At 51.2% G+C, this 22,243-nt stretch carries 20 protein-coding genes; 3 read left to right on the forward strand and 17 right to left on the reverse strand.

The features are described from left to right. Positions 1-465 precede the first annotated feature (465 nt). From NSQ80_RS14010 to NSQ80_RS14055, 10 genes are all read right to left on the reverse strand, one after another. A complete protein-coding gene (locus NSQ80_RS14010; protein ID WP_323076984.1) occupies positions 466-1,734 on the reverse strand; it encodes an adenosylhomocysteinase in 1,269 nt (422 codons plus the stop codon). Positions 1,735-1,746: 12 nt separating this feature from the next. Further along, on the reverse strand, positions 1,747-3,384 hold the full coding sequence (gene bshC, locus NSQ80_RS14015; protein WP_339299509.1) for a bacillithiol biosynthesis cysteine-adding enzyme BshC: 1,638 nt from the start codon (positions 3,382-3,384) through the stop codon (positions 1,747-1,749). A 171-nt stretch (positions 3,385-3,555) separates the two neighbouring features. Further along, positions 3,556-4,497 (reverse strand): ATP-binding cassette domain-containing protein, encoded by a 942-nt coding sequence (locus tag NSQ80_RS14020; protein WP_036645611.1) that lies wholly within the window; start codon positions 4,495-4,497, stop codon positions 3,556-3,558. Then, positions 4,494-5,489 carry an ABC transporter ATP-binding protein gene (locus NSQ80_RS14025; protein ID WP_036645609.1) on the reverse strand — a complete coding sequence of 332 codons (996 nt, stop codon included), beginning with the start codon at positions 5,487-5,489 and terminating at the stop codon, positions 4,494-4,496. Before NSQ80_RS14025 ends, NSQ80_RS14020 begins: the two co-directional genes overlap by 4 nt. Positions 5,490-5,500: 11 nt before the next feature. Continuing rightward, positions 5,501-6,463 carry an ABC transporter permease gene (locus tag NSQ80_RS14030; RefSeq protein ID WP_009225587.1) on the reverse strand — a complete coding sequence of 321 codons (963 nt, stop codon included), beginning with the start codon at positions 6,461-6,463 and terminating at the stop codon, positions 5,501-5,503. Between the two features lie 5 nt (positions 6,464-6,468). Continuing rightward, a complete protein-coding gene (locus NSQ80_RS14035; RefSeq protein ID WP_339299512.1) occupies positions 6,469-7,401 on the reverse strand; it encodes an ABC transporter permease in 933 nt (310 codons plus the stop codon). 186 nt (positions 7,402-7,587) lie between these two features. Next, on the reverse strand, positions 7,588-9,303 hold the full coding sequence (locus NSQ80_RS14040; protein WP_323076989.1) for a peptide ABC transporter substrate-binding protein: 1,716 nt from the start codon (positions 9,301-9,303) through the stop codon (positions 7,588-7,590). Positions 9,304-9,528: 225 nt separating this feature from the next. Beyond that, the gene (locus NSQ80_RS14045; protein ID WP_260070710.1) at positions 9,529-9,912 is read right to left on the reverse strand and encodes a DUF3397 domain-containing protein; all 384 of its coding nucleotides are present in this window, start codon (positions 9,910-9,912) and stop codon (positions 9,529-9,531) included. A gap of 82 nt (positions 9,913-9,994) precedes the next feature. Next, positions 9,995-10,930, reverse strand: coding sequence for a 2-dehydropantoate 2-reductase (locus NSQ80_RS14050; protein WP_339299513.1), 936 nt, complete (start codon positions 10,928-10,930; stop codon positions 9,995-9,997). A gap of 103 nt (positions 10,931-11,033) precedes the next feature. After that, positions 11,034-11,687: an RsfA family transcriptional regulator gene (locus tag NSQ80_RS14055; protein ID WP_260070452.1), complete on the reverse strand. Its 654-nt coding sequence runs from the start codon at positions 11,685-11,687 to the stop codon at positions 11,034-11,036. 345 nt (positions 11,688-12,032) lie between these two features. Between NSQ80_RS14055 and NSQ80_RS14060 the strand changes: the two genes are divergently transcribed. Together NSQ80_RS14060 and NSQ80_RS14065 are read left to right on the forward strand one after the other, a co-directional pair. Beyond that, the gene (locus NSQ80_RS14060) at positions 12,033-12,269 is read left to right on the forward strand and encodes a DUF2626 domain-containing protein (protein WP_009225581.1); all 237 of its coding nucleotides are present in this window, start codon (positions 12,033-12,035) and stop codon (positions 12,267-12,269) included. Positions 12,270-12,398: 129 nt separating this feature from the next. Continuing rightward, the gene (locus NSQ80_RS14065) at positions 12,399-13,475 is read left to right on the forward strand and encodes a hypothetical protein (protein ID WP_260070453.1); all 1,077 of its coding nucleotides are present in this window, start codon (positions 12,399-12,401) and stop codon (positions 13,473-13,475) included. 14 nt (positions 13,476-13,489) lie between these two features. Here NSQ80_RS14065 and NSQ80_RS14070 read toward each other — a convergent pair whose 3' ends face one another. Together NSQ80_RS14070 and NSQ80_RS14075 are read right to left on the reverse strand one after the other, a co-directional pair. Beyond that, positions 13,490-14,752, reverse strand: coding sequence for an extracellular solute-binding protein (locus tag NSQ80_RS14070; RefSeq protein WP_009225579.1), 1,263 nt, complete (start codon positions 14,750-14,752; stop codon positions 13,490-13,492). Between the two features lie 661 nt (positions 14,753-15,413). Beyond that, positions 15,414-16,745 carry a PhoH family protein gene (locus tag NSQ80_RS14075; RefSeq protein ID WP_036645603.1) on the reverse strand — a complete coding sequence of 444 codons (1,332 nt, stop codon included), beginning with the start codon at positions 16,743-16,745 and terminating at the stop codon, positions 15,414-15,416. A gap of 124 nt (positions 16,746-16,869) precedes the next feature. Here NSQ80_RS14075 and NSQ80_RS14080 point away from each other — a divergent pair, with 124 nt between their 5' ends. After that, positions 16,870-17,445, forward strand: a complete 576-nt coding sequence (locus NSQ80_RS14080) for a YhcN/YlaJ family sporulation lipoprotein (RefSeq protein ID WP_036645601.1) — start codon at positions 16,870-16,872, stop codon at positions 17,443-17,445. A gap of 40 nt (positions 17,446-17,485) precedes the next feature. Here the strand turns inward: NSQ80_RS14080 and NSQ80_RS14085 are convergent, their stop codons facing one another. The 5 genes from NSQ80_RS14085 to NSQ80_RS14105 form a co-directional block, all read right to left on the reverse strand. Then, the gene (locus NSQ80_RS14085; protein ID WP_009225576.1) at positions 17,486-17,938 is read right to left on the reverse strand and encodes a pyridoxamine 5'-phosphate oxidase family protein; all 453 of its coding nucleotides are present in this window, start codon (positions 17,936-17,938) and stop codon (positions 17,486-17,488) included. A 106-nt stretch (positions 17,939-18,044) separates the two neighbouring features. Continuing rightward, positions 18,045-19,139 carry an LCP family protein gene (locus tag NSQ80_RS14090; protein WP_036645599.1) on the reverse strand — a complete coding sequence of 365 codons (1,095 nt, stop codon included), beginning with the start codon at positions 19,137-19,139 and terminating at the stop codon, positions 18,045-18,047. Positions 19,140-19,232: 93 nt separating this feature from the next. After that, positions 19,233-19,541 carry a YlaH-like family protein gene (locus NSQ80_RS14095; RefSeq protein ID WP_009225574.1) on the reverse strand — a complete coding sequence of 103 codons (309 nt, stop codon included), beginning with the start codon at positions 19,539-19,541 and terminating at the stop codon, positions 19,233-19,235. Between the two features lie 37 nt (positions 19,542-19,578). Beyond that, positions 19,579-21,420, reverse strand: a complete 1,842-nt coding sequence (gene typA, locus NSQ80_RS14100) for a translational GTPase TypA (RefSeq protein WP_009225573.1) — start codon at positions 21,418-21,420, stop codon at positions 19,579-19,581. A gap of 205 nt (positions 21,421-21,625) precedes the next feature. After that, positions 21,626-22,126, reverse strand: a complete 501-nt coding sequence (locus NSQ80_RS14105; protein ID WP_009225572.1) for a hypothetical protein — start codon at positions 22,124-22,126, stop codon at positions 21,626-21,628. Positions 22,127-22,243 lie beyond the last annotated feature (117 nt).

A 22,243-nucleotide genomic window follows, 5' to 3' on the forward strand; every position in this document is an offset into this window, starting at 1 on the left:
CACACTGAACGAGAAAATCCTTCTCTGGTTCAAAATTTTTTTGACAGGCGGTTGGTGGGAAGGAGGTATTACTTTAGGGCTGCAACCGCGGTTGACGCTTCGTTCGGCGCTAAATAAGCAGCAAAAAGGACTATCCCGGCAGATTTGATCTGCCTCAGATAGTCCTTTATTGGTGTGTTAACAGTAAAAAGTACCTTTATTTTATTGAACAATCCGCAGTTTCAGCGAATTAACAGGATTTTGTACCGTTATTTTCGGTGAAATCACCCGACTTCGCCCAATCCGGCAAAATTAGCGGTAGGATTTACCGTTAATCATCGTCTAGCGGCGGATAAGTAACAATTAGCGGTACGATTTACCGTTAATTATCGTCTCCCGGCGAACACGCATCAATTTACAGCGGCGTAGCGTTTCACCGTAACGCCTGTCCACCGGCGATCGAGCTGTAATCACCGCTGCGACGAATTAATGCTCCTGCCAGCTATCCAGGTAAGCGCGTTGCTCAGCGGACAGCGTATCGATGTTCACGCCGAGGCTTTCCAGTTTGAAGCGGGCCACTTGCTCGTCCAGCTCATAAGGGACGTTAACAACCGTTTTCCCGATTTCCTTATAACGGTCATTCACGTATTTCAAGGACAACGCCTGCAGCGCAAACGTCATGTCCATAATTTCGGCCGGATGTCCGTCGCCGGCGGCCAAGTTCACCAGACGGCCTTCGGCGAGCAGGTACATTTTGCGTCCGTCCTTCAACTGATATTCCTCAATGTTCTTGCGCACGGTGCGAACCGAAACCGAACGCTCCGCAAGCTCAGGCTTGTTGACTTCCACGTCGAAGTGGCCGGCATTGGACAGAATCGCGCCGTCCTTCATCACATCATAATGCTCGCCGCGAATCACGTCGCGGTTGCCGGTCACAGTGACGAAGAAATCGCCGATCTTCGCCGCTTCCAGCATCGGCATCACTTGGAAGCCGTCCATCACGGCTTCCACCGCTTTGATCGCGTCAACTTCGGTAACAACGACGTTAGCGCCAAGGCCTTTGGCCCGCATCGCCACGCCTTTGCCGCACCAGCCGTAGCCGACAACCACGACGGTTTTCCCAGCAACGACCAGATTCGTCGTCCGGTTAATTCCGTCCCACACCGATTGGCCGGTGCCGTAGCGGTTGTCGAACAAGTATTTGCAATAAGCATCATTTACTGCAACCATTGGGAATTTCAGCTGGCCTTCCTTGTCCATCGCTTTCAGGCGCAAAATCCCGGTGGTCGTCTCTTCAGCGCCGCCCCGCACATTCTCCAGCAAATCCTGACGTTCCGAGTGCAAGATCGTAACCAAATCACCGCCATCGTCGATGATAAGATCCGGCTTCGTCTCCAGCGCTTTAATTAACAACGCCTTATATTCTTCCGGTTCAGGATTATATTTGGCATAAACGGTGATGCCATCTTCAACGAGTGCAGCACAAACATCGTCCTGCGTCGACAGCGGATTGCTGCCGGTAATCGTCACTTCCGCCCCACCGGCTTGGATAACTTTAGCCAAGTAGGCCGTTTTGGCTTCCAAATGAAGCGAGATGGTCACTTTCAGTCCTTTAAAAGGCTGCTCCGCCTCAAATTGCTTCCGAATCCGGTTCAGCACCGGCATGTGGGCTTCCACCCAATCGATCTTCAAATGCCCCTCCGGCGCAAGCTTCAAGTCGGTAATGATGCTGTTCTGAATCGCTAACGAACTCATAAATGTCTCCTCCTATAAATAGATGATTCGATGTTTGCCAGTTAACTCATAAGGGATATTCATCAGGCCTTCGATCCAATCCGTCCCATATCGATTTAATGCATCAAAGAGATTGTAAACTCTCTCCTGCGGCTTGCTTAGAGGGAATAGCGAGAGTTGAATCCGGTCGAAATGGCGTAAGCCGGTCTCATGAATTTTCTCCAACGCATCCTTCGCCTTGCCGCGCAAATACTCGATTTGGCCGATGATCTTGTCTCGGTTCACCGCCCCGAGTCTGGACAAATCGCTTTGAACTCCTGCCAGCTCCTCAATGAGCGGATTGTATAGCTCTCCAAACGCAGCGATGACCTCATCAAACCGCTTGTCGACCGGCATCCGCTCCTGCGCCGCAAGCCAAGCTTCACGTCTGCGGCGGAAGCCTTCGGCATCCTTCACATCATCCCAGCTGAGCTGATATTTCTGCATATACTTTTGCACGGTTCGATCTACCACCGTAAAAGCTTCCCGTGCCAGCAGCAGTGGCATTTTCAGCCCAAGCTTATGAAACGCCTTGCGCGTCAGCCCCCAGTAAGCAATTTCGCCGGGGCCGAGAACCGAGCCAAGGACGGGAAGCAAACTGTCCTGCATCAAGGGGCGAGTTAACACATTATTGCTGAACCGCTCCGGATGCTCCCGCAGCTCGGCGAGCAGCTCGTCAGCCGTAAAGGAGACTTTGCCCTTGCGGTCTTCGAAGCGCCCTTCCTGTTTAAACAACAGCAGCCGTTCATGTTCATTAATATAGAACAAATTCGCTCCATTTTCGGCCACTTCAGCCGAAGGTTCAAATCCCAAGCCCGCCAAATCCCGTACCGTTTCGTGGTAAGCCGATTCCAGCTCATCATTGTGGCGAATCATTTGCTCAAACACCGGTACTTCCAGCCGGCGCAACTCAGGATCTGACGAGTCCAGCAGCACCAGTCCGTATTTTCCAAACAAAGCTCCCATCAGCTTGGCAAAAGCGGCCGTCAAGTTATCCGCATCCGCTGACGAGCTTCGTGCCAAGTCCAGGAGCGCCGCCTTATGCTCGCTGTCGGGCAACAGCTGCTCCAGCTCTGAAATGGCCTTGTCCCACGCCTCGGACGTCACCTTCGTGAAGCTGACCGGCAGCCGGTCCATGCTGCCGCGGTGCATGCGAATCCGACGCACCTGTAAATCCGGCGCCAACACATAGGTGTGATTGACCTCATCCCAGTCGTGATCCTCGCCGGCAATCCAGAACACCGGCACCACCGGACGATTTAACCGGGCCGAAGCGGCCTTCGCCGCTTTGAGGATGGTCACGGCTTTATAGATCACGAGCAGCGGCCCGGTGAATAACCCGCTTTGCTGCCCGCCGACAATCACCGCCGTCCCCGGCTGCTCGAGTTGATCGATCGCCTGTTCAACGGCCGGGGACGGGTTATATTGTCTGTTATATTCACGAAGTCGGGCAGCGACTGCCTTCCGACTTATGCGCGTATGCTCTGATTGATCAAGCCATGCGACTCGTTCAGCCCAGCTGTTGGCCTCCGCCGGGTCGCTCTCATACAATTGCTGAACCGTAGCAAACTGATTGACGTATACTTCAGCCAGCGGCCCCACAAATGAAAGTTGCTCTTGAACGACATTCATCAGTTTGCGTCCTCCTGTCTGCATCAAAACCTTCCTTGATTGTAACGGATGTCCTACCGCTCCGTCAAAGAAATCCTTACTTTTGCTAAACCTCTAACTTTCCGTAATGATCAGGCGCAAAAAAAAACTCCCGCAACCGTCATGAACGGCTGCGGGAGTTCGCAGAATCGATCAACCTTTTTTCGGCATGGAGACGAAATGTCCTTTAGACACTTCAACCAGCTCGGAGTTCTCCAAGTCGTACAAACCTCCGCTGGCAACCCCTTCTTTGCCGATTGGACCGCTGGTGGTATCCTCCAGAACAATCCGTTTCTTGTTAGCTTCAATTTCCGGATCCGGGATCGGAATCGCGGACAGGAGCGTTTTTGTATAAGGGTGCATCGGGTTGGCATACAACTCTTCGCTGTCTGCCAGCTCCACGATCCGGCCCAGATACATCACGGCCACACGGTCACTGATATGCTTCACCATGGACAAGTCGTGCGCGATAAACAGATACGTTAATCCGAGACGGTCCTGAAGATCCTCAAGCAGGTTGACAACCTGTGCCTGAATGGATACGTCCAGCGCCGAAATCGGTTCGTCACAGATGATGAACTTCGGATTCACCGCCAGCGCACGGGCAATCCCGATCCGTTGGCGCTGACCGCCGGAGAATTCGTGCGGATAACGGGTTGCATGGTCCGGGTTCAAACCAACCATATCCAGCAATTCTTCAACCCGTTTCTTGCGTTCTGCTTTAGATCCGGCCAAACCGTGAATATCCAGCGCTTCCCCGATGATATCCGTAACGGTAAACCGCGGATTCAGCGATGCATACGGATCCTGGAAGATCATCTGCATGTCGCGGCGCATCGCTTTCATTTTCTTCGGCGGCAATTTGCTGATGTCCACGCCGTTGAAGCGAACGCTGCCAGCCGTCGGCTCGTACAAACGAAGAATCGTACGGCCCGCGGTCGATTTACCGCAGCCCGATTCGCCAACGAGGCCAAGCGTTTCGCCTTCGGCAATCGAGAAGCTGATGTCGTTGACCGCCTTCAGTACGTTACCGCCGCCAACGTTAAAGTATTTTTTCAAGCCTTCAACTTCAATTAGAGTTTTGCCTTTGCTCATGACGACTGTACCTCCTTGGCCATCGGATGAAGATCCCAGCAGCGGGCTGTATGCGTTTCGCTAAATACAGTCGCGCCTGGGTCGATGCGTTCGCAAATCTTCATCGCTTGGTCGCAACGAGCGGCGAATGGGCAACCAATCGGCGGCTTGATCAAATCCGGCGGTGTACCGATAATCGGAATCAGCGGTTCGCCCTTCTTCTGATCCAAACGCGGCATCGAACGCAGCAAACCTTTGGTGTATGGATGCTGCGGGTTTTTGAAGATCTCCCACTTCGTTCCGGTCTCCACCACTTCACCGGCATACATGACGATGACGCGATCACACATGCCGGCTACGACGCCAAGGTCATGGGTGATCAAAATGATGGAGGTGCCCAGCCGGGATTGCATCTCTTTCATGACGTCCATGATTTGAGCCTGAATCGTCACGTCGAGCGCCGTTGTTGGTTCGTCAGCGATCAACAGCGCAGGCCGGCAGGCAAGTGCGATGGCGATCATGGCGCGTTGCCGCATCCCCCCGGAGAATTCGTGTGGATATTGGTTAAAGCGGGCTTCTGCATTTTTGATGCCTACAAGCTTAAGCATCTCGATAGCCTGTTTCTTCGCTTCGCCCGCTGACATTTTCTGATGTTTGATTAATACTTCAGTGATTTGTCGGCCTACTTTGATCGTAGGATTCAAGGAGGTCATCGGGTCCTGAAATATCATGCCAATATCTTTCCCGCGGATCGATTCCATTTGCTTGTCGCTTTTCTTCAAAAGGTCTTGCCCTTGGAAAATAATTTCACCTTGCTTAATGATGGAAGGAGGAGACGGAATCAGGCGCATAATCGTTTGGGCCGTGACGCTCTTGCCGCTGCCGGATTCGCCGACGATCGCAACCGTTTCACCTTTCCCCACTTCAAAGTTCATGCCGCGGACGGCCTTCACTTCTCCACCTTTGACTTGGAAGGAAACATGCAAATCTTTAACTTGTAAAATCGGCTCCATCATTCCACCTCCTACTTCTTCAGTTTAGGGTCAAGCGCATCGCGAAGACCGTCACCAAAAATATTAAACGCCAGCATGATGATACTGATCAAAATGGCTGGGAACAGCATCCGCCACGGGTAATACAACCAGCCGGTCAAGGCATCATTGATCATCGAACCGAGCGAAGCAACCGGAGCTTGAACGCCCAAGCCAAGGAAGCTAAGGAACGCTTCGGCGAAAATCGCGTTAGGTACAGACAATGTCACCGTAACGATGATAGGTCCAACCGCATTTGGCAACAGGTGGCGGAACAACAAGCGTCCGTGGCCTGCGCCCATCGAACGGGAAGCCAACACGTATTCGCGGTTCTTCAACTGCATAATTTCACCGCGGACAATCCACGACATGTTAATCCAGCCGGTAATTGTTAAAGCAAGGATAATCGTTCCCAAGCTCGGCTCCATCACGACCAGCAACAGAATCGTAACGAGCAGATAAGGGATGGAGTACAAAATCTCTGAAAACTTACTCATAATTTCATCGACGCGGCCGCCAAAGTAACCCATGATTCCGCCGTAAATGACGCCAATCAAAAGGTCGATACACGCTGCCGCCAGACCAACGATCAGGGAAATGCGCGCCCCCATCCAAGTTCGGATAAACATATCGCGGCCAAGGTCGTCCGTACCAAACCAGTGCGTGGCCGATGGCGCTTTGTTCGTATTTAAAAGGTCGTTTGAATAATAGTTGTAGCCGTAGATTTTACCGACGATAACCGGAGCGATAATCGCAGCCAACGTTACCAGCGCCAAGAAGATCAAAGCCGTCATCGCCAGCTTATTGCTGCGCAATCTTTGCCATGCATCTCGCCAAGCTGAGATACTTTCGCGTTGAATGACTTCGGCTTCTTTCTCGTCCGCGCCGATTTTGCGGAAATCGTCCGCCGTCAGGTCGACCGGAGTCGGCATCACTTTGATTGGATTCGTATCCATGCGCATTATCCCTCCTTCCCTTTCGAAAGCTTAATTCTCGGATCCACTAGCACGTAGAGGATGTCCGTGATAAACCGGGCCAACATCAGCAATACGCCGTAAAAAATCGTAATCCCCATAATCAGCGGATAATCGCGGACGCTGATCGCTTGCACGAACTGTTTTCCGATACCGCCAATCCCGAAGAGCTGCTCGATAACCACAGAACCGGTTACGATGTTTGCCGTCATCGGTCCCATATAGGTGATTACCGGCATAATCCCGTTACGGATCACGTGACGGAACAGAATTGCCATCCAGCCCAGGCCTTTCGCCTTAGCCGTTTTGATGTAATCTGCATGCAATACTTCCAGCATGCTTGAACGGGTCAAACGGGCGATAAACGCGATCGGCTGCGCCGTGAGGGCCGCTACCGGCAACACATAATACATCGGACCTTTAAAGCCCATCGTCGGCAGCCAGTGCAGCTTCGAAGCAAATACGTACTGCAGCAAAGAAGCCACGACGAAGCTAGGTACCGCGATGCCCAGCACCGCTAACACCATCGCCACATTGTCGATCAATTTGCGATGATACAGCGCTGCCAACATACCAAGCAGTACCCCAAGGACTAACGCGACGATAATCGCAACAATCCCCAGCTTCAAAGACGCCGAAAACGTTTGACTAATGATGTGAGATACATCCTGGTTGATCTGCTTCATGGAAATTCCCAAATCGCCCTGAGCAATTTCACCCAAATATTTCAGATATTGCTGGTAAACGGGCTTATCGAGTCCTAACTGTTCTATAAGACGCTCCTTAATTGCCGGAGGCACCTGTTTCTCGGAAGTAAGCGGATTCCCCGGAATCGCCTGCATCAGGAAAAAGGTAGCTGAGATCAAAATAAACAGCGAAATTAACATGTAAAAAAACTTACTGGCAATATAGCGCACCATGCCCGTTCACACCTCCTTCTTTTAAATTTCGACACATATCGATTTTAGGTGAAAAGAAACACTTTGTCTATTCCATATATTTGTATAAGGACGCAATGCTTGGAAGAAGAGGGCACACAAAAAAAACGGGATATATATGGAATACCCACATATATATCCCGAGATTTCTATGCGATTAACAATGACTTATTTACGATCATCCGTAATATAAGCGCGGCTGTAATCGATCGCACCGCTGTAGTCGAGAACTACACCTTTCAACCACGGTTTCGTAGCCGAAACGTTCGTGTAGTAGTAGATCGGCATCAAGACTTGGTTGTCCTTGATCAGGATTTCTTCGGCTTTTGCGAAGTTCGCGTCACGAAGTGCCATATCTTCGCTATTTTTCGCTTCTTTGATCAGCTTGTCGTATTCTTCGTTCGAGAAGCCGGTGTCGTTGTTACCGCCACCTGTTACCCACATATCCATGAATGTCATCGGATCGTTGTAGTCTGCACTCCAACCAGCACGAGCTACTTGGTAGTTCAGGTTTTGACGGTTTTCGATGAATACGGCCCATTCTTGGTTTTCCGTTTTCACGTCAACGCCCAGGTTTTTCTTCCACATATCCGCAACTGCCAAAGCGATTTTCTTGTGCCCTTCACTGGAGTTGTAAGTCAATGTGATCTCAGGCAATTTCGTATAGCCTTCTTCTTTCATACCTTGTTCCAGAAGCTTCTTCGCTTCTTCCACGTTTTCTGTGAAGTAGTCGTCTTTGTGTTCATTACGATATTCGTCATTCAGACCTTTGATACCCGGAGGTACGAAGCCGAATGCCGGAACTTGACCACCCAGCGTTACGTTGTCAACGATCGCTTGACGATCGATAGCCATCGCAAACGCTTTGCGGATATTCACGTTATCAAACGGTTTAGCCGTTACGTTAAATTCATAGTAGTACGTACTTGCAATCCCTTTGATCTCCAATTCGTCTTTCAATTGATCTTTCAGGATCGGAATTTGGTCGGTTGGGATTTCGCCGTTAGGCGCACCTGCGCGATCCAATTCGTTGTTTTGGTAAGAAGCCAACTCAGTTGCGCCGCTGTTAACCAGAGACATGGTGATTTTGTTCAGCTTGATGTTAGCTTTATCCCAATAGTTTTCGTTCTTCGTTACTTCGATCGATTGGCCTTTCACCCAGTTGGTCAGCGTGAACGCGCCGTTAACGATCATTTTGCTTTGGTCAACCGCCCATTTCGGATCATCCTTAACGGATTGGTGAACCGGATAGAACGTATAGAAGGAAGTCAGACCAAGGAAGTAAGGAGTTGGAGCAACCAGTTCCACTTCCAGCGTATAGTCGTCAACTGCTTTTACGCCGACTTGGCTGAAATCCGTGATGGTTCCTTCGTTATATTCTTGAGCATTTTTCAGGTAGTACAATTGATAAGCATAAGGTGCAGCCGGATCTGTGTTCGGGCTCAGGACACGTTCCCAAGCGAATACGAAATCGTTCGCCGTAACAGGGTCGCCATTGCTCCATTTAGCGTCTTTACGCAGGTGGAACGTATATTTCGTCCCGTCGATGTCCCAGCTTTCAGCTGCAGCGGGGATAACTTGACCAGATTCGTCCTGGCGTGTAAGACCTTCGTACATCAACTTCAGAACGGTGTTAGCTTGGCTGTCTTGAGCTTGAGCCGGGTCGAAAGTTGGTGGCTCGGCGCTCAGGTTAATTCTCAGCGTTTGATCTGCGGCCAACTTCTCTCCGCCGCTGTTGCCACTGTCGGAAGCTGTATTGCCTCCATTCGCTGCGCCATTATTAGCAGCGCCATTGTTTCCGTTGTTCGAACCGCATGCGGCTAGCAATGTGCCGACTGCAAGAACGAGCGTCAGAAGAAGCAAAAGACTCTTACTCTTCTTCATCTAGCAATATCCCCCTTAAAATGGTTTGGTATATGTTTTTAGATTATACAACCAGCGGTCAAAAAAATCCAACATAAAATTCAAGATTTTTCGCGTTAATTGCTAAAATTCGCGCTAGACTTTAACAAAATAGTCCAATATACAATATTGACATTTGATTTTCTTAACAATTAACCAAGAATGTCATCCCTTTATTCGGTATTGGGAAGGCAACCCTAGTTTGACCTAAGCGGCGGTGATATATGTAATAAAGCTGATTAAAAACAATAAAACGTATGCTAATCCGGTTGCCGCAAACGCCAAACGCCACACCACACGCAGCAGCTTGCGGGCGTCGACCCTTCCCTTCAGGCGAGTCTGCGCCCCGCCAATCAATCCGCTAACAACCAATAGAATTAATACGATCAGATAGAAGCCAAAGGTCGAATGGAACACATTATTAAACAACGCAGAGACCGACAAGATCAGAAACAGCGTCGTTACGTCCATGGCCAGCTTCAGCGCTCTTTTCTTATCCCGCTTGACATAATAATGAATGAAATAAACGAGCCCAAATGGAATGACCGGTATCATAGCCAACACGATCAAGGAAGAGACCAACGCTTCCAAAGCCTCACCTCCGCATCAATTTTGGTTACAGAAAAAATCAATTCATAAAAGTAAGTAACTATATTTTTATATCCATGTCAGATTATAATGCTCGGACCAATCGCCAAACCATCTCGTGTCCGGGAACCGCGATTCCTTTGCTGCGCGCCATCTCGACCAATTTCCCATTAATATGATCAATCTCCGTTGGCATGCCCTGCTGCACGTCCTTTAGCATGGAAGAGATATTCGTTGAGGTCGACCGGCAAACCGCAGCGATTTGATCAAACATGTCGGCATCGTAAGGGATTCCGTAAGCCTCATAAACGCGTAATCCTTCATCGCAAAGTTGCCGGAGCAGGCGAATTCGTTCGTCGTTCTCCAGCAGTTGGCCGTTATTCAGCCGCCACAAAGCCGTTAAGGGGTTGATCGCCGCATTGATTAGCAGCTTCCTGTAGATTTCTCTCCCGATGTCTTTCGACAAAAGGGCTGTAAATCCTGCCTTCTCCAGCATTTTCACGAAACTTTCTGCTGGAGACTCCAGATCGGCCATACCGCCGTTCGCGCCAATTTGCGTTATCCCCTGACCTGCACGGTTCACGCTGGATTCGTTCAGCCGTTTTGCGCCTTCCGTCGTAATTGCCGCATAAAGCGGAACCCCTGGCAGCGCATTGCCGATCAGCTCTAGGTGCCCTATGCCATTTTGAAAGCATACGACCTTCGTCTTCGGACCCACAATTCGACTGAGAAAAGTCAGCAGATTAGCATCGATATGGCGTTGTTTCGTGGTTAACAACAGCCATTCGGCCGTATCGCTCGCTCTGTCCCTACTGCCTTCTCCCACGGGATAAGCTTCGAGCCGCTGGCCATCCACAACGGTTGCGGTCCCGTCGGCTTCGGCAAGCCGAATCCCTTCTTTCTTTAGCTTTGCGGCCTGCTCAGGGGTTCTTGTCCAAAAACGCACCGGCACGCCGGACGCCGCCAGCTTACCGCCAAACAACAGCCCCAATGCACCGGCGCCGATGATGTCAACCTTCATGAAGCTTCACGACCTTTCCTTTCTTCTAATCCCTTTATACCAAACTCCCCCCTAACAACACAAAAATCCCGCCATTTTGGCGAGATTTTGCGATAGGTTTCAGTTATTCGATCCGTTCTAAATTTCCGTTCGCGTCCATCTTGAATCTGGATTTGTTTTCCTCGTCTTCTTCGTTTAAAAAAGCTAACCGTCTAGCCCGGTCCATGATCTGAATCAACGCCTTATAATCGTCGTTCACGACCCGGTAATCGGTCTGTACCTCATTGACCTGTGCCGACAACTTCTCGTTTTCCTCGCGAAGCTTAGCAATCTCCTCTTCTTTCTCTCTAAGCTCCTTCTCCAACGCTTTCATTTGACGATTGGTTTCCTGAATCGTGTTTTTCCACCCGCGCAAAAAGCGGATCACCGCATCGATGGAAATCGTCTCCTCCGACACCCCATCTCCGCGATAACCGTTGTCGTCCACATCGACGGAAGTAAGCGAGGCCATGCCGGAACCGGCCGTTAGCGAGTTTTGCTTTTTCATATAATTACGCTTCTGTCTTTGTGCTTTCGCGATGCTGATGGCCGCTTCGTACTTCTTGCGAACGCAGCTGTTCCATCGGAAACCGCAGGCCGCCGCCGTTCTGCCTATCCGTTCTCCGACCTCTTCGAAAGCGTTTAATTGGGTGCTGCCCTCCCGTATATGCCGAAGGGTAACCTCGGCCAGAATCAAATCATCTTCTGGGCTCCATGCATCTTGTCTCACAGCTGTCATGCTATAAAAACCTCCTAACGACATCCTAATCTAACCGTCATCCAACCGGCGGTCTCCGGCAGGCGTAAGGGTAAAATGCTTCTTACTCCATTTCTATGCCTCTCATAGAGTTCATAGAATCTATTTGATACTAAAATGTATTTCCAAAATCCAGCTCCTCCATACATGACGTTTCACGAAATGAATAACAAGAGCAGGCGCCGCCAACACTACTGTTAGGTTTGTCACAACAACACCTGCGTAATTTGGCTAAATCATGACTTTTCGTTTACACTTTTCAGCCTAACGGGTATAATGGGGAAAGGAATGGAAGCTCGTTGATACATAAGAAAGGGGGATTACCTCGTGGCACGCATGTTCCGCGTCCTTGGCTTCTTCACATTGGCTATTGGGCTTATGGCCTTTGCGGGCGATCTGACGGAAATGGCTTTGCTGTTCTTCTTGCAAACCGCCTTTTTCGTCCTTTTCGGCTATCTGAAGCTTACCGAGAGAACCTATATCCTGCTGTTCTGGGGATATATGATCGTCGCATTTACCGGTTTCAGCTACTGGACGGTCTTCAAAATGGGTTTACCCCTCTAATCCCGAATCTCATAAATGTTCCAAAAAGGCGTTTCGGCTATGTGCTGGAACGCCTTTTTTCGTGAGTTCTGCTATTTCCGGGCCTGTTATCATATATATAGGACAACTACAGATGGGAGAGGATCGTTGTTGAAGATACGCATCATATCGCTCTGTCTATTGCTGTTGCTGGCGGCTCTTCAGTTTGCCCGTTTGTCGGCCGCCGCTGCTCCGCTGACTGCCGAAGAACAACAGATCCTGGAACAAAGCTTGTCCATTCAGGAAATCGACCGGGAAATCGAGCGGATCGAATCCCGCCAGCAAGAGACGGAAATGGACCTTCGCGAGCTGCAAGAGCAATTAACCGAAAAAAACGAACAAATCCGTATCAGCCGCGAACAAGCTGGCTTAAGACTACGCGCGTATTATATGGGGGAACGGGAAAATCTGCTGTACGCATTGCTAAGCGTGAACAGCCTCAAAGATTTTTTTACCGTATTGGATTATTATCAACTCATTATGGATCGGGATCGTACCATATTAAACCAATACAAGTCGGAATATGCTGAACTGACGAAGACCAAGCAGAAGCTGGAAGCCACGTCCACCGAACTCGACCGCATGAAAGAGGAGCTGCAGCTCCAGCGCACCCGGGTTGCCGCGCTTCGGCAAAGCGTCGACGAATCCCTTGGCCTCAGTGCCGATCCCGAGAAGCTCAAGGCGTTAATTCAAGAGTTGACCGCCTATTGGGAGAGCGTTGGGCTGTATGAGCTCCGCAGATATTTTCAGGCACTCAGCTCCGCCATGTCGCAATTCTCCGACTTTTTGAAGCAGAACGAGAGCAGTTTGATCGCTGAAAAAGGGGGATACCGTTTGGAAATCCACGAGGATGATCTGAATGCGTTCCTCTATGGCAAGAGCGAGTTGCTCAAGGATATGAGCTTTCAATTCAAAACGGACAAGATCATCGCGCGCGGCAGCCGGGAAGGCCTGGAGCTCGAAGTCGAGGGTCATTATACGGTGGAGCAGGAGCCGGAGAACGCGATTGTTTTCCATGTGGACCGCCTGCTGTTTAATGGGTTGGCCCTCCCGGATACGACGCGGGCCGAGCTGGAGCGGGATTTCGACCTTGGCTTTTATCCGAAAAAAATTGTCCCCTTCGTGGAAGCCACTGAGGCGGTGATCTCCGAGGGGACGTTAACGGTGAAATTGAAGTTGGCGTTGTAAGCGCTGGTGATGCTTTACCGACTAAGCTCAGCCAACCGTCCGCGATATTGCTTGCCCGTGATCGCTCCGCTTAAATAATCGGAGGTGAGCGGCGCGAAGCGCTCGAGCTGTTCCGGCAGCGACGGACTCGCCGGCAGCACAATTCCGGATCCGGCAGCCAGCGTGGCGGGGATCCAAGTGGGGAGCTGATTTCGGGCGGCTTCGTAATAAACGGTTTTGAGAACAGGAAGATGCCCGGTTGTTTCATACCAACGCGCTTGATTATAAAGGGAGGTCATTTCTGAAATCCACAATCCGGCCGCATCGGGATGATCCGTTTGCGAAGAAACGGCATAACTTCGGCCTAGGATCCAGGTTGACGCTAGATTCGGCTGGAACTCCGGCATCCAGATTTTCGAGCGGGGATGACGATGCTTCTCGGCTTCCGTCGCCGTGGTGATCATCATCGCCAGTTCGCCGTCACTCAGCTTGCTCCACGAATCCGATCGGGCCAAGCCCGAATCCAAGAGCGCGGGGCGCAGCGATTCCAGCTGTTGCAGGGCGTACGTCATATTGCCCTCCACTGTATAGAATTGCCCGGAACCGGCCGGCTTCCAGCCTCCGCCGACTTGCCACAGCAAAGTCGCTGCCGCATAGGGATCACGGTAATCCAATCCTAACAGGTAGGGCTGGGAATGTTGTTTTTTGAAGGTGGAGACTAAGACGTTCCAATCGTCCGCTGTAGCCGGCGGGCGTTCCAGTCCAAGCTGCTTCAGTTTGTCCTCATGATAAACCAGCACATAGGGATCCACATCCAGCGGAACTCCCCAGACGTAACCGTTCCACTCGTTTGGAATTAAGGAAGCGCTTAACACTTCGCCTGACAAGGAACCAGAGAAATAGCCCTCCGTGGGCAGCAGATAACCGTCCGCTGCAAAACGGCGAATCCAGACATTGTCCAAGAGCAGGACGTCCGGCGATTCCCCGAGCTTCATCAGCTGGCGCTGGTACGCAGCATAACTCTCCTCTAACGGCACATTCACCAAATCAACCTCCACCGGATGGCTCACCGTAAACTGCCGGTTCATCTCCTCCAGGCGACGGAAGTCAGTCTCATTCATCTGCACGGCCACCTGAATGTGGCCGGTCTCCTCCTTGGTTTGCGCTTCAGGCGGCGTAACCGGCTGAGCCTCCCCGCCGTCTTCTTGGCGAACTAGCGTCATTTCTTCGCTAGGCGACAGATTAATTAAAGCGAGCAGGAGGATTGCAAAAAGCACCCAATGATTTTTTCGCTTCACGCCTGTCCTTCCTCTCCACAATTTAGGAGCGCACGTCACGTCAATAACCTTCTGATACTCCGTATTGTAGCAAATCGCCGGATGAATTGTCCCGTAAAAAAATGTATATGTGTATGGCGGTGGGGTGCTTGGACTTTAACTCTCCTGTAATGTATGCGATTCCTGCAAAAATGCAGTTTTTTGAGGTGAAATCGCCGCTTTGTGCAAAATGCCTGCAAAAGTGCAGGCTTTTTGCGCCGAATTGCCCCATTTGTCCGAAATCGTGAAAAATAACTGTACTTTTGCAGGCTTTGGCCGAGAAATCGGGATTTAGCCGAAAAAAACTGCACTTTTGCAGGTTTCCCCCCTTCGAGCAAAAGCGTGCAAACGAGCAAAAAAGCCCGGCGAATTAAGATAAACCGATTCGCCGGGCTTTTACTATTATTTTCCTCGCGACGGACGAGCGGTATGCTCTCGGTCAGCAACTTCCTGTTCCAGGAAGGCAAGTAACGAGCCTGAGGAAGTTTACGTCCGCATTTGGGAGCCGGTTCTCCTCCTTCTACCTCATCAGGGACAACCGGCGGACAAGAGCGGGCCGAGGGCGTTACTTGCTTCCGTTGACCTGGCTATCACTGTATCCGCCACAGTTGGCCAAGGCCAAGTCCAGTCTGAGCTCGCCCTTCTACAACAAATCCGCCGCCAGCTGAGCCAGCTTGGAGCGTTCGCCCTTCTCCAGGGTGATATGCCCGCTGATGCCCTGGTCGCGGAAGCGTTCGACCAAAATGGTTAATCCGTTGCTGGAAGCGTCCAGATACGGATGGTCGATCTGCTCCGGATCGCCAACCAGCACGATCTTGCTGCCTTCCCCGACGCGCGACACGATCGTCTTCACCTCATGGCGCGACAGGTTTTGCGCCTCGTCCACGATGATGAACTGCCCGGGGATCGAGCGGCCGCGAATGTACGTAAGGGCCTCCACCTGAATGCTGCCAAGCCCCATCAAGATTTTCTCGATGTCGCCGGATTTCTTCGTATCAAACAGGTACTCCAGGTTATCATAGATCGGCTGCATCCAAGGCCGCAGCTTTTCTTCTTTTTCCCCGGGCAGGTATCCGATATCCTTCCCCATCGGGACAACGGGCCGGGCAATCAGCAGCTTTTTGTATTTGTGCTCATCCTCGACCTTCAGCAGACCGGCGGCTAACGCAAGCAACGTCTTACCGGTGCCGGCTTTACCGGTGATCGTAACGAGCGGAATATCATCGTTAAGCAAGAGCTCCAATGCCATGCGCTGCTGGGCGTTTCGAGCGCTAATCCCCCAGACCGGCTCATTACTAAGATACAGCGGCTCCAAGCGGGTGGCATCTTCGTTCACTTTCAGCAAAGCGGATTTGCCAGTCCCCATCTCATCTTTTAATATCACAAACTCATGCGGGTAAAGGGAATAATTAGCCCCAAGCGGTTTAATTGGCAAAAAGCGATACGTATAAAATTCATCAATCACCGACGGATGAACCTTGATGGTTGAATAACCTCCGTATAGGTCGCTGGGGCCTACGGTCCGGTCCGACAAATAATCTTCGGCATGGAGTCCCAGAACGTCGGCTTTGATTCGGACCAGCACATCCTTGCTGACCAGAATGACCGGCCGCGGCGTTTCCATCTCCGCCTGCTCCAGGTGATAGTTCAGGGCTACCGCGAGAATCCGGTTGTCGTTGGTGACTTCCCCGAACTTTTCCTGAACCTTGACGAAGCTGCGGTGATTTAACTCGACCTTAATTCGCCCGCCGCCCTCCAGCGGTACGCCATCATGCAAATGGCCCGTTGACCGCAAGCCATCCAGCAAGCGAGAGACGCCCCGCGCATTCCGGCCGATCTCGTCGGCATTGCGCTTTTTGCTGTCGATTTCCTCCAGCACGACAGCCGGAATGACCACATCATGTTCGTCAAAGGCAAATACGGCACCCGGATCATGCAATAATACATTCGTATCCAATACAAAGATCTTCTTCATCATTATCCCCTCCACCGCGGTCATTGCAGCCTTATGAGCATACATATTTTTTGGCGTCCCGGGAACTCTATAACCGATATTAGAACCGGTATCGAGAGATCAATTCCGAAAGGACGGATTGAACATGCGATTATGGCTGTGTTTGTTACTGACGGCTACCCTGCTTACAAGTTGCGGAACTCGTTCTGAAAAGGCATCACCCTCTCCAAATCATCAAACAGGGAATGCGCCCCAGGCACAAAGCGTGAATCCTTATGCCACCAACGCCAACGACAAAGAGGTCATGTCAGACCGTGACAGACAAGTTTATTTGGAAGAACTGGTGAAAAAAGTCCCTGGCGTGAAAGGCGCGCATTGTGTCATTATGGGCAAAACCGCCATCGTTGGTATCGATGTGGATAGCCGCCTCGAACGTGCAAGGGTAGGGAGCATTAAATATACGGTAGCTGAAGCGCTTCGAAAAGATCCGCACGGAGCCGGCGCCATCGTCACCGCGGATATCGACTTAAATCAACGACTTGCCGAGATCGGCAAGAAAATCCGCGAAGGTCGGCCGGTTTCCGGCTTCGCCACCGAGCTGGCTGACATTATCGGACGGATCGTCCCTCAGATTCCGAACGATACCCGGCCGCCGGAAGGCAATCCGAAGCAAATGCAAATCGCCCCTGACGGCGGAGCAACGCGGCAAAATCTGCGTTAAGTTTGTCCCAAGAAGGGAAAAAAGCCTAGCGATCAACTCGCTAGGCTTTCTTCATGGCTTCAAACACTTGACGATCCAGCATGTCCGCAGCACGCTGGTCATAAACTTTGGCATATTCCGGCGGTGACACCAGCTGCGCGCCATAAAACAGCGCGTTTCGCACCGCATCGATCTCGATGTCGAAGCAGCACATATTAAACGGCACCCCGTCCAATGGATCCTGTACAACGGTAGCTCGGCCATTGATGGCGTAAATCGTATCCTGGCCAAACACTGTGACCGTCGCCCGCGGATTGGCCTTCAAATTGCCGACCAGTCTGGAGCGATGATCCAGCGCCAGCCGCAGCTTCGAAGGATCCACGGCATACACCCAAGAAATGGCGCTGGACGTAGGGCCGCCGGATTCCTGATCCACCGTGTTCAACAGTACATACGTTTCGGACTGGAGAAGGGAATAAAGTGAATCAGATAATTGAGTTACGACTTCGGACATTAGACCAGCCCTCCTGTACAGTGTTACATCGGATTTCTGCTCAATACGCTTCAGCTATCCTTAAGTCAATTGTATTATAGCATGCGGCAAAACTTGCATTCAATCGTCAGTTCACCTGTCCGTCGTCCGTCTCCCCGCTATTTGCCTGCGCGGAACTTGCCTTCCCGGCGAGCTGATCCTTCAGCGCCTGCTTGGCCGCTTCCAGTTCATCCTGGTGCAAGTAGACGTACGGGCTCTTCCAATCCCCGGTCACTGGCACGAATGCCACATTCTCCTTAGAAATGTTCCAATACGCTTGAATGATATTTTTCATTTGCTGCGATTCCAGGTCGGTCTCCATATTCTTTCCGACGGATTCGATCACTTTGCCGGCCCCCATGACACCGTTCAGCGACTTCGCTTGGTCGATCAGGGCGTGCAGCACTTCATTCTGCCGGCGGTTACGGTCGAAATCATCCGAACCCTTCGTCTGCGGCTTGCAGTTCGATTTGCGGTAGCGCACGTAGCCTAACGCATCTTCCCCGTTCAGGTGCTGCTCGCCTTTCTTCAGGTTGATGTTCGTACCGTCCGCCGTATCGCGGTAACACATGTCGGCATCCACATTGACGTCAACGCCGCCCAGCGCATCCACCACATCGCGGAACCCTTGGAAATTCAGCACCGTCACATAATCGATATTGATACCAAAAAACTTGCCCATCATCGTTTTCATTTCCTGTGTGGCGGGAATCCCTGTTTTCTTCTCAGCCGCCAGGAAGTTCGGATAGTACGCGTTGAGCTTGTTCGTCTTATATCCGTCCAATTCCAGCTTGGTATCGCGCGGAAGAGAGACGACCGTTGCCGATTTGGTATCGGGATTCATCGCGATGACCATCATCACGTCACTCAGATGGGTGCCGGTCTGCGGACGGTAATCCGTCCCAAGCAACAGCATCGTAATCGGCTTCACCTTGGCGGATTTCTCAGGTGCTACTTTGTCTGGAGTCCCCGTTGCATCGATCACCTGATCCGCGGTATAGAATAAATACCCTGCATAAAGGCCAACCCCGATTACCCCGAGGATGAGGAGCGTCAGGACGGTTTTGAAGAACCGTTTCAGGCCGCCGGATTTTCTTTTTCGAGTGGAGCCCGCTTTTGCACCTTTTGTCGATCCTCTTTGGCTTTGCCCCCGTGGAGGTAAGCCGCTGCGGTTAGAACTCATGAACTTAAACACCTTATTTCTGTAAAAATGTTGTCGCATTCATTAAGACGTACCGAGCTTCGGAAAAGTTACCGGTTAGAAAGCGGAGGCAAATTATGCCGATTTATCGCTTGACGGCGAACCCGTCTTGTTCTCCTTGTTCCGTCGACCCTCGACAAAATAACGAATCCGCACCATCAGCATCAAAACGACAGCCACCAGCAAACATTGAATGATCGGCAGCTTGTCAATTTGGAAGATGAGCAGCAGGAAGGAGCCCAGCGCCATAAGGAGGTACAGAATAATCTCTTTAAACAGCGGCAGCTTCTGCTGTGCACGGAACACTTTATTGTAAACATAAATGATCAGCACGAAGATCAGCACGTAGGAAATGATCGGATGGCTGGCAAACCAAGCCTGCATAACGAACCCCTCCTTCAAATGGCAACCTTATTCCTAATTATAGGTTGGCTTCCGCCATTTTGCGATGTTTTTCTGCCCGTTCCCGTTCGCTCTTGTTCAAAATCTTCTTACGCAGGCGAACCGATTTTGGCGTAATTTCACAATATTCGTCGTCATTCAAATATTCCAGCGCTTGTTCCAACGAGAAGAGCCGCGGCGTCTTCATCTTCACCGTTTCGTCCTTCGTGGCGGAGCGCACGTTTGTCAGTTGTTTTTCCTTACAAATATTCACCACAATATCGTTATCGCGGGTATGCTCCCCGACGATCATGCCTTCATAAACTTCCGTTCCCGGTTCCACGAACAGAATCCCGCGATCCTCAATGGACAAGATCCCGTAGAGGGTGGAAACGCCGTTTTCACTGGAAACAAGCACGCCTTCATGACGTCCGCCAACCTGTCCGCCAACGAATGGACCATAGCTGTCGAACGCGTGATTCATAACGCCGTAACCGCGAGTCAACGTAAGGAAATGCGTCCGATACCCGATCAGGCCGCGGGCTGGAATCAAGAACTCCAAGCGAACCTGGCCGTTACCGTTGTTAACCATATTCACCATTTCCGCTTTGCGGGAACCCAAGCTTTCCATGACTGCGCCCATGCTTTCTTCCGGCACGTCGATCAGCAGGCGTTCGATCGGTTCCATTTTCACGCCGTCGATTTCCCGTACGATGACCTCAGGCTTAGATACCTGCAGCTCGTACCCTTCACGGCGCATGTTCTCGATCAGAATGCCCAGGTGAAGCTCACCACGGCCAGATACGATAAATGCGTCCGGGCTGTCCGTCTCATCCACGCGCAAGGAAACGTCAGTTTCCAGCTCTTTAAACAGGCGCTCGCGCAGTTTACGGGAAGTCACCCATTTGCCTTCGCGTCCTGCAAACGGGCTGTTATTAACGAGGAACGTCATTTGCAGCGTTGGTTCATCGATCTTCAAGACCGGCAAGGCTTCCGGGTGATTTGGATCGGCGATCGTTTCCCCGATATTGATGTCCTTGATCCCGGCAACAGCGACGATGTCCCCGGCTCCGGCTTCTTCGATTTCCACGCGGCGCAGGCCCTGGAAGCCAAACAGCTTCTCGATACGAGCGGTCTTCTTGCCGCCGTCGCGCGTCATCACCGCCACAGATTGACCTTGGCGAATCACGCCGCGGTTCACACGGCCGATGGCGATCCGGCCCAAGTATTCGTTATAGTCCATCAACGTCACGAGGAATTGCAGCGGCTCGTCAACGTTCTCCGTAGGCGCCGGAATATGGTCGATGATCGTTTCGTAAAGCGCCAGCATATTGTCATCCTGCTTCTCTGGATCCAAGCTGGATGTACCGTTTAACGCGGAGGCGTAAACGACCGGGAAGTCCAGCTGATCCTCACTGGCTTCCAACTCGATAAACAGATCCAGCACCTCATCGATCACTTCGGCCGGACGTGCAGCCGGGCGGTCGATTTTGTTCACCACGACGATTGGCGTCAGGTGATGCTCCAGCGCTTTACGAAGCACGAATTTCGTCTGCGGCATGCAACCTTCGTAAGCATCAACTACGAGCAGCACGCCGTCGACCATTTTCATAATCCGTTCCACTTCCCCGCCGAAGTCGGCGTGTCCCGGAGTATCTACGATATTAATCAAATAGTCCTTGTACGTAATGGCAGTATTTTTCGCCAAAATGGTAATCCCGCGTTCCCGCTCCAAATCGTTGGAGTCCATGGCCCGCTCTTGCACCGCTTCGTTCTCCCGGAAAATCCCGGATTGCTGCAGCAGCTTGTCGACGAGCGTCGTTTTCCCGTGGTCAACGTGGGCAATAATCGCAATATTGCGAATTTGTTTTCTATCATGCATAGGTTTGTCTCCAGATCCTTTCGTCTCTATAGATTATTGAGATGGTTTTATAAAATACAATTTGCACTTCGAACAGGAATTAGTTTACAAGACCAAGTGCAGCCTCATCCACCACAAAACAAAGCGTCGACTTAAATGCCGACGCTTGACATATCCCTTATATTATACGTGAAATCTTGAAATTTTCAAGAACTATCCCTGTGACTCACCAAGATCTCCGGCGGTTGCCCCGGCCAGCGATCAACCAAATCCCGGCAACGATCAGAACAATAGCTAAGAAATAAACGATCGTCGAAGCAAACAACGTCCAGCCAAGCAAGAGGAGTGATATCGCTCCCAATATCATGGCGGCGATGAATATTCCGTTCTGGCGCTGAGGCGCGAAATAACCATATTCAAACAAACCGACGGCAACGCCTAGGAAGAAGATCGGCCAGGTGTATTTCAATGTTTGCCATCCGCCGATGACCCCGGTAAAAAATACGAGGCTGTATACGACCAGAATGGCTCCGGGAAGCAGCAGTTCCGCAGGGCCTTTCCGCCAGAAATGCCATACGTGAAGCAAGATCCCAGGGATCAGCAGCAGCAGCGGCCAAAGCGCTCTTCCAAGAAAGCTGAAAAACCCTAATTTACCGAGCAGGATAATCACTCCGGCAGCGAGGATCAAGACGCCTGTCATGAGTTTGTTGTTGTCGGACATATCCATCACACACCTTCCAGAAGACAATGAGGGACAAGACGTTGCAAATTACGACATCCCCTTCACTTCCAGTTTATATGAATTCTGCCCAAAAAACCACTCGGCCTAAGGCGGGGGCCTGAT

The sequence above is a fragment of the Paenibacillus sp. FSL K6-2441 genome (assembly GCF_037964765.1).
In the GTDB taxonomy this organism is placed as follows: Bacteria; Bacillota; Bacilli; order Paenibacillales; family Paenibacillaceae; genus Fontibacillus; species Fontibacillus phoenicis.